Annotated in this window: 1 protein-coding gene; it reads left to right on the top strand. The window is 49.2% G+C overall.

The genetic code is table 11. From position 1 onward, the window contains the following. The coding region (locus R7Z77_RS28630; RefSeq protein ID WP_318137470.1) for an FtsK/SpoIIIE domain-containing protein at window positions 1-510 on the top strand (510 nt) is incomplete at both ends.

Genomic DNA, 510 nt, shown 5'->3' with positions numbered 1-510 from the left:
TGTTACGGATATGAAAGACGCATCCAATGCTCTACGTTGGTGTGTGGGTGAAATGGAACGCCGTTATAAACTGATGTCGGCACTGGGTGTGCGTAACGTGAAAGGCTTTAACGAGAAGTTGAAGATGGCAGCAGAAGCCGGCCACCCCATTCACGATCCATTCTGGCAAGAAGGCGACAGTATGGATACAGAACCGCCGTTGCTTGAGAAATTGCCATACATCGTCGTTGTTGTTGACGAATTTGCCGACCTTATGATGGTTGTGGGTAAAAAGGTTGAAGAACTGATTGCTCGTTTGGCTCAGAAAGCGCGTGCGGCTGGTATTCACTTGATTCTTGCAACTCAGCGTCCATCGGTTGACGTTATTACCGGTCTGATTAAAGCAAACATTCCAACACGCGTGGCGTTTACTGTATCAACGAAGACGGACTCGCGTACTATCCTTGACCAAGGCGGCGCGGAATCGCTACTTGGTATGGGTGACATGCTGTACTTGCCTCCAGGTTCTAG

The organism is Vibrio sp. 1401, from assembly GCF_033340295.1.
This window is presented reverse-complemented; position numbering and strand designations above follow the sequence as displayed.